The organism is Sphingomonas sp. FG14, assembly GCF_057809675.1.
This window is the reverse complement of the sequence record NZ_JBMDKK010000004.1, coordinates 336,749-346,848: the sequence shown is the minus strand read 5'-3', so window position 1 is coordinate 346,848 and position 10,100 is coordinate 336,749. Positions and strand designations below refer to the sequence as shown.

At 67.5% G+C, this 10,100-nt stretch carries 6 protein-coding genes and 1 tRNA gene; 2 read left to right on the top strand and 5 right to left on the bottom strand.

From position 1 onward, the window contains the following. Positions 1-144: 144 nt before the first annotated feature. Together ACODTA_RS16835 and ACODTA_RS16830 are read right to left on the bottom strand one after the other, a co-directional pair. A tRNA-Gly gene (locus ACODTA_RS16835) sits at positions 145-219 on the bottom strand. Between the two features lie 119 nt (positions 220-338). Beyond that, positions 339-650 carry a hypothetical protein gene (locus tag ACODTA_RS16830; RefSeq protein WP_489067116.1) on the bottom strand — a complete coding sequence of 104 codons (312 nt, stop codon included), beginning with the start codon at positions 648-650 and terminating at the stop codon, positions 339-341. A gap of 158 nt (positions 651-808) precedes the next feature. Between ACODTA_RS16830 and ACODTA_RS16825 the strand changes: the two genes are divergently transcribed. Then, entirely contained in the window at positions 809-3,238 is a 2,430-nt protein-coding gene (locus ACODTA_RS16825) for a serine/threonine-protein kinase (protein ID WP_489067115.1), read from the top strand. Here the strand turns inward: ACODTA_RS16825 and ACODTA_RS16820 are convergent. Beyond that, positions 3,235-3,795, bottom strand: a complete 561-nt coding sequence (locus ACODTA_RS16820; RefSeq protein ID WP_489067114.1) for an ECF-type sigma factor — start codon at positions 3,793-3,795, stop codon at positions 3,235-3,237. The genes ACODTA_RS16825 and ACODTA_RS16820 overlap by 4 nt on opposite strands. A 143-nt stretch (positions 3,796-3,938) precedes the next feature. On the opposite strand from ACODTA_RS16820, the gene ACODTA_RS16815 reads away from it, so the two are divergent. Then, positions 3,939-6,647 (top strand): YadA family autotransporter adhesin, encoded by a 2,709-nt coding sequence (locus tag ACODTA_RS16815; protein ID WP_489067113.1) that lies wholly within the window; start codon positions 3,939-3,941, stop codon positions 6,645-6,647. Between the two features lie 45 nt (positions 6,648-6,692). Here ACODTA_RS16815 and ACODTA_RS16810 read toward each other — a convergent pair whose 3' ends face one another. Together ACODTA_RS16810 and ACODTA_RS16805 are read right to left on the bottom strand one after the other, a co-directional pair. Continuing rightward, entirely contained in the window at positions 6,693-7,838 is a 1,146-nt protein-coding gene (locus tag ACODTA_RS16810; RefSeq protein ID WP_489067112.1) for a GGDEF domain-containing protein, read from the bottom strand. Positions 7,839-7,984: 146 nt separating this feature from the next. After that, positions 7,985-10,063 (bottom strand): S9 family peptidase, encoded by a 2,079-nt coding sequence (locus ACODTA_RS16805; RefSeq protein ID WP_489067111.1) that lies wholly within the window; start codon positions 10,061-10,063, stop codon positions 7,985-7,987. Positions 10,064-10,100: the final 37 nt, after the last annotated feature.

Below are 10,100 nucleotides of genomic sequence, written 5' to 3'. Positions count from 1 at the left end.
GCCCTGACGACGATTTCCCGAGCATTTACGAGGGTTTGAAGCACCACGAGCGGCATCATTGTGTAGACGCTGTGTGGAGACGATCGTGGTGCTGGACCGTGATTTCGACGGTTTTGCGAGGACTTCCAGTGGGATGGAAGTCGCTGGAGCGGGCGAAGGGATTCGAACCCTCGACCCCGACCTTGGCAAGGTCGTGCTCTACCCCTGAGCTACGCCCGCTCGGCGTGTGTTCCGGGGCAGGCCCCGGGGGTGAGGCGCGGCTGTTAGCATCGGCTTTCGGGTGCCGCAACCCCCTTCGGCAAAGAGTCTGTCATCTCGTGTCGAAAAAAGATCCCGGCCTAGGAAACGCTGGGTGCGACGGGTGCCGCAGGCGTTGGCGCGGCGGGCTCTGGCGCGGCGACCGGGCGCTCTTCAGGCGCCGGGCCGGAGGTTGACGGCGCCGGGGTCAGCATCGCCGATTCGGCGGGCATCTCGGCCGCATCGCCCAATGCGGCATCAATCGCGGTAATTTCGGCGCGACCGACCGCGCCGCTGCGGGTTTCCTGCCGTGTGTCGAACGCGATATCGGCGCTCTGCGATTGCTGGCGCTTTGCGTCGCCACAGGCCGCCAAAGCCAGCGACACCGCCAGAATGGCCATTCCCGTCCTCATGATCCGATCCCCCGATACAGGCATATCGCCCCCATAACGCACCAGTCGCGAATTGGTGTCGTGTCGCGGACGAAACATGGAATCCCGATCAAAAGGCTTGGCCCGCGCCCGCCTTACCCTATGATCGTGTCCGTCATCCGGGGGAGTGGCGTGAAGCGATGGCGACCGGCAAGAACTGGGATCTGATCGAAGCGCTGTTCGATGAACTGGTCGCGCTGCCGCCGGCGGACCGGGCCAAGCGGCTGGCGCACGTGGACGTACCGGAGGACATCCGCATCGAGGTCCGTTCGCTGCTCGACGCGGCGGATGGCGGCGGCATTCTCGACATGGCCCCGCCCGTCGCATCGGCGACGACCGACGCGCAGTACAGCTCACTCGCCGCTGGCGACCAGATCGGCACCTTCACCATAGAGCGGCTGATCGGGCGCGGCGGCATGGGCGAAGTCTATCTGGCACGCCGCACCACCGCCGATTTCGAACAGCGCGTCGCACTCAAGCTGCTGCGCGGCGACGTGGCCGGGCGCGGCGACCTGTTCGAACGCGAACGGCGGCTGCTCGCCCGTCTGTCGCATCGCGGCATCGCCCGACTGGTCGACGGCGGCATCGCGCCGGACGGGCGCCCGTTCATGGCGATGGATCATGTCGATGGTACGCCGATCGACGCCTGGTGCCGCGCGAATGAAGCGGACCTGGCGAAGCGACTCGCGCTGTTCCGCGAGATCTGCGACGCGGTGGGTTACGCCCATGCCAATCTTGTGGTGCACCGCGATCTCAAACCATCGAACATCCTGATCGATCGCGACGGCTGCGTGCGCCTGCTCGACTTCGGCATCGCGAAGCTGCTCGACGACAGCGACGCGGTGCCGGCGACGACGCAGGCGATGCTGACGCCCGATTATGCCGCACCCGAGCAACTCGACGGCGATGCCGCGACCGTCGCGACCGACATCTACGCACTGGGCGCGATCCTGTTCGAACTGGTCGTGGGCGCCGGCCCATGGCGGCGCGAGGGAGCATCGATCCCGTCGATCATCCGGCGCGTGCTGCACGAGGATCCGCCGCTGGCGAGCAAGGCGGCGCAGCGGCCAGACGCGCCAATCCCTTCCGCGCGCATCGCCGGTGACCTGGATGCGATCATCCTGAAAGCGATGCGGCGCGATCCGCGCGAGCGCTATCTGAGCGCAGCCGAACTGGCCGATGACGTTCAGCGCCATCAGGACCTGGTGCCCGTCCGAGCCCGCACCGGCACTACCCGGTATCGTGTCGGCCGCTTCATCAGCCGCTATCGCTGGGTGGTGGCGGCGGGAATGGCGACGATCGTCGCGATCCTGATCGGTGCGGGCGGCATCGCCTGGCAGGCGCGCAAGACCGCGATCGAACGCGACAGCGCCTTGGCCGAAGCGCGGCGGTCGGAAGCGATCACGCGCATGCTGACGGTAATGTTTCGCGACACAAGGGACAGTGGCGCCGGCACGGACGCGACGGTCAAGCAGATGCTCGATCTGACGGCCGGGCGTCTGGTCGGATCGCTCGATACCAGCGCGCGATCGGTGACGCTCATCACCACGCTTTCGGATCTCTATATCAATCTGGAGGATGCGGCGGGCGCGGACGTGCTGCTGCGCCGGGCGCTCGACAAAGGCATCGGCAAGAACGATCCGGTCGCGACCGCGCAGATCAAATGGCGCCTTGCCTCGACCGCCGCAGCCCTTGGCCGCACCGAGGATATGGCACCGTTGCTTGACGCAGCCGACGCGGTGTTCCGTACCGATCCCGCGCGTTTCCCGACCGAGAATCTGGAGATAACCGTCGGCCGCGCGCAGCTTGCGCGCCGCAATGGCGATTATGACCGCGCGATCGCGCTGCTTTCCGCCGCCATGCCCGACGCGGATCGCATCTATGCGGAAAATCATCGCGACCTGCTGACGCTCTACAATAATCTGCTGGTCTATATGGTCGAGGCGAACCGGATCGACGCGATGCCGGCGGTCTTCACCCGGGCGGAGGCCGCACTGAAGCGGACCGGCCAGGAAAGCAGCATGCAGGGGCTGGCGATCGCGCAGCTCAAGGGCGTCCGCCTGCTCAGGCTCGACCGGACGGCCGAGGCGGAGGCGATCTTCGACCGTATCGCAACGCAGCGGCGCACGGTGTTCGGCAAATCCGCCGGGCTTGCCGTCGATCTGCTCCAGCTCGGCCGCGCACGACTGGCGCTCGGCAAGTTCGCCGCCGCACGGCAGGTATTGGCCGAGGCACGCCCGATCGCCATCGACAATCTCGGGCCAGGCGCACTGCCGACATTGATCATCGGCCTGAGCTTGGCCGAAGCCTTGGCGGAGACCGGCGATACCGCCGGCGCATCCGCCATGGTCGCGGAAGCCGCGCCCTTCATCGACGCGATGAAAAAGCCAGGCGCGCCCCATGGCGTCATCGCGAGGACGCGCGCGGTGATCCTGCTGAAACAGGGGCGCGCCGCCGAGGCCCGCGCCGAGCTACTGCGCGCCGAAGCGATTTTCCGCACACTCGGCTCGCAGGGCGAGGCCTATCTCAGGGCCTTCCCCGCGCTGAAGGCCAGGATTCCTCCAGCTTAGACCGCAGCCATCTCGCGGTGGATCCAGGCACGCGCGCGAATCCACCAGCGGCGCACGGTCCGGTCGCTGACGCCGAGCACCTCGGCTGTCTCCTTTTCGTCAAGACCGGCGAAGAAGCGACAATCGACGACCTGCGCCAGCTCGGGCTCGACCTCCGACAAGGCCTTGAGCGCATCGCCCAGCTTCACGACCTCGGCGTCTTCCGGAACCGCGGCGGCGAGTGAATCCAGGCTCTGGGTAAAGCTGTAGGTGGGCGCATCGCGCTTCGACGCCATGCGTGCGCGCGCCGCGTCGATCAGGATGTGGCGGATCGCGGTCGCCGCGCAGCCCAGGAAATGGGACTGGCTTTCCCATCCGTCGCGCTTGCGCAGCTTCATATAGGCTTCGTTGATCAGCGCGGTCGTCTGCAGCGTCTGGGGCGCACCGGCCCGCCAATGCTCACGCCGCGCGATGGTGCGCAGCTCCGCATAGAGCGACGCCACCAGCGCATCCGCCGGGCCAGCGAAATTTTTTTCGGGCGGCGTGTCCGCTTCGATCGCCTTTCCCCGTCTTGCCACACGCCAGCACATCGGCGCGCGCTTTTTATGTGTGCGCGGCCGGGGGAAGGCAAGCGGAAGAGTGCGGGGAACATGCGCCTGCCGCGGGTCGAGACCGTCAACAGCGCCGGCTTGGACAAGCCGCGCAACAAGGGACAGGAATCATGCGCAAGACCATCAGCCTCCTCACCGCGACCGCCCCGCTCGCCCTGGTCGCGGGGCTTGCCGTGGCAACGCCCGCACAAGCGGGGCAGGACAATGTGATCTGCACCGATACCGAGGGCGATCCGAGCGGCGCCGTCGATCCGGGTGTCGAGCGATCTGTCGTCTGCGGCAACAACGCGAAAGCAACCAAAAATGACGCCGTCGCGATCGGCGAAGACGCCAAGGCGCTTTCACTGCAGGCGACAGCGATCGGCTCCGGCGCGTCGGCAACCGGCCAGGGTGCGACAGCACTCGGCATCGGCGCCACCACCAACGGCACCAGCGCCGTCGCCGTCGGGCGCGGTGCGGAGGCCAATTTCTCCGGAACCACCGCTATCGGCGGAGGCGCGCGCGTCTTTGCCGACAACGGGACGGCGCTGGGCCACGCCACCACCGTGAATGGTACGCTCGCGACCGCGATCGGCAACGGCGCGACCGCGGACGGCGTCGATTCGGTCGCGCTGGGTCGCTCGAGTTCCACCACGGCCGCCGCGACCAACGCGGTTGCCATCGGCGCCAGCTCCATCGCCGATCGGGCAAACAGCGTCTCAGTCGGCAATATCGGCATTCAGCGCGTCATCACCAATGTCGCGGCAGGCACGCTCGCGACCGATGCCGTGAACAAGGCGCAGCTCGACGCAGTCGCGGCGGGCGCGGCCAATCCCTATGTCGTCGTCAACAGCACGGGCGGCGGCGCCCAGGCGGCGGGCACCGACGCAATCGCGGTGGGCAAGAGCGCATCGGCGGCTGCCGACGGCAATGTCGCGATCGGCCTGATGAGCGACGCCGGCAGTGAGCAAAGCACCGCGCTGGGCCGACAGGCGAAGGCGACCCAGCACTCGTCCACCGCGCTCGGCGCCTATGCCGAAGCAACCGGCGTCAATTCCACCAGTATCGGCGTGAGCGCCAAGGCGGGCGGCTTCGCGGCGGTTGCGCTTGGCAGGGATGCGAGCGCGCTCGGCGCCTACGCGATTTCCGGCGGATATAATGCGACGACCGCCGATTTCAGCATCGCACTGGGGCTCAATGCCACCGCCGGTTATACCGAAGGCGTCCTGAGCGGATCGCGCGCGGTCGCGATCGGGGTCCAGTCCAATGCCAACGCGACCGACACTGTGGCACTGGGGAACAGCGCCACCGCCGACAAGTTCGGTGCCACCGCACTCGGCAGCCAGAGCGACGCCACCGGCAATTATGCGGTCGCCGGCGGCTATGAGGCGCAGGCGACCGGCAACCAGTCGTCGGCCTATGGCTATGGCGCGAAGGGCATCGGCGGATTGAGCGTCGCTATCGGCACCTTCGCCACGGCATCCAATCAATATGCGGTCGCGATCGGCTCCGCCGCAAAGGCCAGCGCCAGCAGCGCGATCGCCATCGGCAATCTCGCCGAGGCGACCGCCTTCGGCGCGATCGCGATCGGCGATCATTCGGTGGCCGATCAGGCGAACACGGTTTCGGTCGGCAAGGCCGGCGCCGAACGCCGCATCGTCAATGTCGCGGCCGGCACGGCGGCAACCGATGCAGTCAACAAGGGGCAGCTCGATGCGGTCGATGCCAAGGCGGATGCCGCACTGACGGCGGCGACCAACGGTGGTGCCGCGGCAGCCGCGGCACAGGGCACCGCCGATACTGCGCTCGCCAACGCCGCAAACGCACAGAACACCGCCGACACCGCGCGCGTCGAGGCCGCCGCCGCCCAGGGAACGGCGAATACCGCGCTCGCCAATGCCGCGACCGCGCAAGCAACTGCGGACACGGCGCGTAGCGAAGCGGCGGCCGCCCAGTCCACCGCCAATGCCGCCGCAGCCAACGGCGCCTATTTCCGCGCCAACAGCACTGGACCGGGGCCTCAAGCGACCGGTGTCGACGCGATCGCGGTCGGTCCATCGGCACTCGCCAGCGGCAACCAGTCGGTCGCGATGGGCGCCGGTGCGCGGGCGATCAACGGACAGGCGGTCTCGATCGGTGCGGGCAACACCGCGTCGGGCAATGGCGCGGTCGCGATCGGCGATCCCAATGTCGCCACCGGCACCGGCGCGATCGCACTGGGCGCCAACAACACCGCCACCGGCACCGGGGCCGTGGCGCTGGGCAACGCCAGCAGCGCTACAGGGGACGGCGCGATAGCGCTGGGCAATGGGGCGACAGCAGGTCAGGCGGGATCGGTCGCGATCGGCACGGGGGCCGTCGCCACCCGCCCCAATCAGGTCGTGCTGGGCGCGGCCAATTCGACACACACCATGTCGGGCATCGCGTCCTCGGCAAGCCGGACCGCGCAGTCGGGCGCGCTCAGCCTCGTCACCACCGACGCGCTCGGCAACCTCGCCACCTCCACCCTCGATATCGGCACGCTGGCGGGCCTCAACGGCCGCACCACCGCATTGGAGAATCGCACATCGCTGCTCGAAAGCCGCGTCGATGTGCTCGATCGCCAGGCGCGGCAGGCCAATGGCGGCATCGCCGCCGCCATGGCGCTGGGCGGCACGCTGCTCCCGCCCGATGCCAGCTTCGCCGTGTCGTTCAACCTTGCCACCTATCGAGGGCAGCAGGGTTTCTCCGGCGCGGCCGTCGCGCGGGTGACCGATACGGTCTGGGTCAGCGGCGGCATTGCCGGCTCGACGGTGAAGGGCTCGACCGGAGGCCGCGTCGGCGTCACCTTCGGCTGGTGAAGGCATCGCCCCGGTGCGGCACCCGCCGCGCCGGGGCAGCGGCGCTCAATCGTCCGATAAGCAGATACGGTCACGACCGGTCTGCTTCGCGCGATACGATGCGCGATCTGCCCGGCGCATCACGTCCGACAGGCTTTCTCCCTCTCGCCGTTCCGCCACGCCGCCGCTCACACTCATGACGGGCAGATCCGATCCCCCGGCGGCGGCAAAGGCGGTGCGGATCGCGTCGGCGGTGAACAACGCTCCATCCGCCACCCCGCCTTCGAGCAGCATCGCGAACTCCTCCCCGCCGACCCGGCCGATGATCGCCGATGGCGGCGCCATGCGCCGCAACAGGCCGGAGAAGATGACAATCACCCGGTCACCCACGGCATGGCCATGCGTGTCGTTGATCGCCTTGAACCGGTCGAGATCGAACATCACCGCCGATACCCGCCGCTTCCGCCGGGCCGTCCGGATGATCATGTCCTGCGCCTGCCGATCGAAGCCGCGCCGGTTGGCGATGCCCGAAAGCGCGTCGGTTTCCGCATCGATTAGCGATTGCGCCACCGCCCGTTGCACCACGAGCAGCAGCGTGAGCAGCCCGATGCCGATCAGCACGATGCCCGTGCTTGCCTGCGAGAACAGCGCATAGGTGCTCGCCATATAGTCCCTCGCGGTCGCGCCCGAACCGAAGGCATGCGCGAAGAAGGGCTTGAGCAGCAGCAGCAGCGCCAGCGCGGCATGAGCTGCCGCGAGCATATGATAGGATGGGCGCCGCACATCCAGCCGCAGCACGATCGCGGCATTGAGCAGCGCCGCCGCCGCGAAGGGAAGCTGATAGGCCAGTTCGTAGGACAGCATGTCGCGCTGGCCGCCCCAGATCAGCGCACGCACGATCAGACCGCCCACGAAGATGCCGATGATGACGCGCCATCGCGGCCGGTTGCCATGATAGGCCGACAGGCCCGCCCCCATGATCAGCAACCCGCCAAGGAAGCTCGCATAGCTCGTCGCGACGAACAGGTTGGGAAGGGCGCTGTAGCGGACGAGCAACTCGCTGATCGGCGTCAACATACCGGTCAGATAGCTCGCGCTGAACCACAGGGCGGCGCGCTGCCATCGATACGAATACGCGATCGCTGCGAAGCTGGCCGCGAAGAGCAGCGCGATGACGGCATTGGCGGCGAGCGCGAACGATGCACCGCTCATGCGGCCATCCCCGATACGGGCCCGATCGACCGATCAGGTCGCCCGTCCCTGCCCTCCGATCGTTCCGACCCGTGCTTCACCCCGACGCCCGCTATTATTCTCCATCCTTGTCATTCACATAGCAGCATTCGGGGCGCGCCGCCCGGTTATTTCGCGCCCAGCTTCTCGTTCAGGAAGCGATCCTGCTCGTGCCACAGCCGCACCCAGCTTTCGTGCCGTACAAAGCCATGCGCCTCACCCGGCAGGATCACCGTGCGGACATCGACGTTGCGCGCCTTCAGTTTCTGCGCGAGGTCGACGGTTTCGCGGACATCGACATTCATGTCTTGGTCGCCGCTGAACAGCAGCACCGGCGAGCGCCAGCCGTCGATCGCGCCGAGCGGCGACGCCTTGAGCGCGGTCGGGCGATCGGCCTCGCTCACCCCGAAGAAGCGACTGGGATTGAGATGCCCTTCCTGTGCCGACGGCCACGACCAGTCGAACACGCCGTGGATCGCCACGCCCGCGCTGAACAAATCGGAATTGCGCGCCAGTGCCTGGCCGGTCAGCAGCCCGCCATAGGAGCCGCCCCAGATGCCGATTCGCTTGCGATCGACATCGTCGCGCTGCGCGAGCCAGCGGCCGACGCCCAGCACATCGCTATATTCGGACGCGGCGCGCCAGCCCCGCCCCTCCGCCTCGCGGAAGGCACGGCCATAGCCGATGCCGGAGCGATAATTGACCGCGACGACGACATAGCCCTGCTCGGCCAGGCGCCGGTTCATCGCATAATCGTTCGCGTAATAGTCGCTATAATGGAAGGCCGGATACATCTGGCGCGGTGGCCCGCCATGAACATAGACGAGCGCCGGGTGCGGCCCCTTGCCCGCCGGCATGAAGAGCTGCGCCGGCACGTCGCCGCCATCCGCCGCCTTGATGCGGATCGCCTTGGGCGCGGGCGCCGCGAAGCTGCGGCCATAGCCATAGTCCGCCGGCTTCTCCGCCATCACGGTCGCGCCAGATTTCAGATCGACGACGCGGACGAGCGGCGCATCCTCGGCATTGCCACCGGTGAATGCGACATAACCGCTGCTGCCCGCCGCAACGGCATTGGCCATCACGATATCGTCTCGTTTCACCTGGCGTTCAGCGCCGGTGCGGACGTTGATGATCGAGAGCTGACGCGTGTCGATGTCGCGGCAGTTATGGACGACGAACAGCGAATCAGGACCGGCCGGCTCGCTTTCCGCCGCCTCGCAACCCGTCGGCGTCAGGCCGCGAATCTCGCCGCCCGCGCGGGCCACGGCATAGAGCCGTCCCCAGCCGTCATGTTCGGAATAAAAGACGATGGTGTCGTCGCCCGCCCAGCGCAGCGCATTGTCTCCATCCTCGAGCCCCGCCGTCACCGCCTTGCCCTTGCTCTGCCACAAGGTACGGATCGCACCGGTCGCGATCTCGACGGTCTCGACCGCGAAAGGTTCGCTTTCGGTCAGGTCGTAGGTCACGTCGTGCTGGCGGCCGCCGAAACGGAGATAGGCGACGGTCTTGCCATCGGGCGACAGCACCGGCGAGCCGACCCGGTCCACGCCGGTGACCAGCCAATCCACCTTGTCCGCGCCCAGCGTATAGCGGCCGAGGAACGAATAACCGCCACGCTCGGAAACGAAGATCAGTCCCTTGCCGTCCCTGGTCCAGATCGGCTGACTGAAAGCGGCCCCGCCCGTGATCATCAGCTTGGACTGGCCCGGCGCCGCGAGGTCGGCCGACCAGAGATCGCGGCCCTGGCGGTAAATCAGCGTGCGGCCATCGGGCGAGAAGATCGGGCCTTGGCCAGCCGCGACCTGCACCGGCTTCGCACCCGCACGCGCCTCCATCACCCACAATGTCGGCTTGGGCGGCTCGATCAGGCTGGCGGGATTATAGGCACGCCCCCCCCCCATCCCGGCGGCGGTCTGGAAGACGACATAGCGGCCGTCGGGCGACATGCGGACATCGGTGATCGGCTGACCATCGGTATCGGTGCGCGAAAACAGCTTGATCCGCTCGAATTTGGGGGCGCTGGCAGCCATGATGACGCTGTCGCTGCCCTGCCTGATCAACCAGGCAAATGCGGGTGCGTCCGCGGCGCTGACCGTCGTGGCCAGCGGGAAACGGAGAAATGCGGTATCGTCCTGCGCCGTGGCGATGGAGGGAAAAGCAAGCAGCGCGGCACCCGCCGCCAGAGCCATGCGGAAAGACTTGGGCATTTCATTCCCCTCATTCTTGATTCGCTCCTGATCAGGA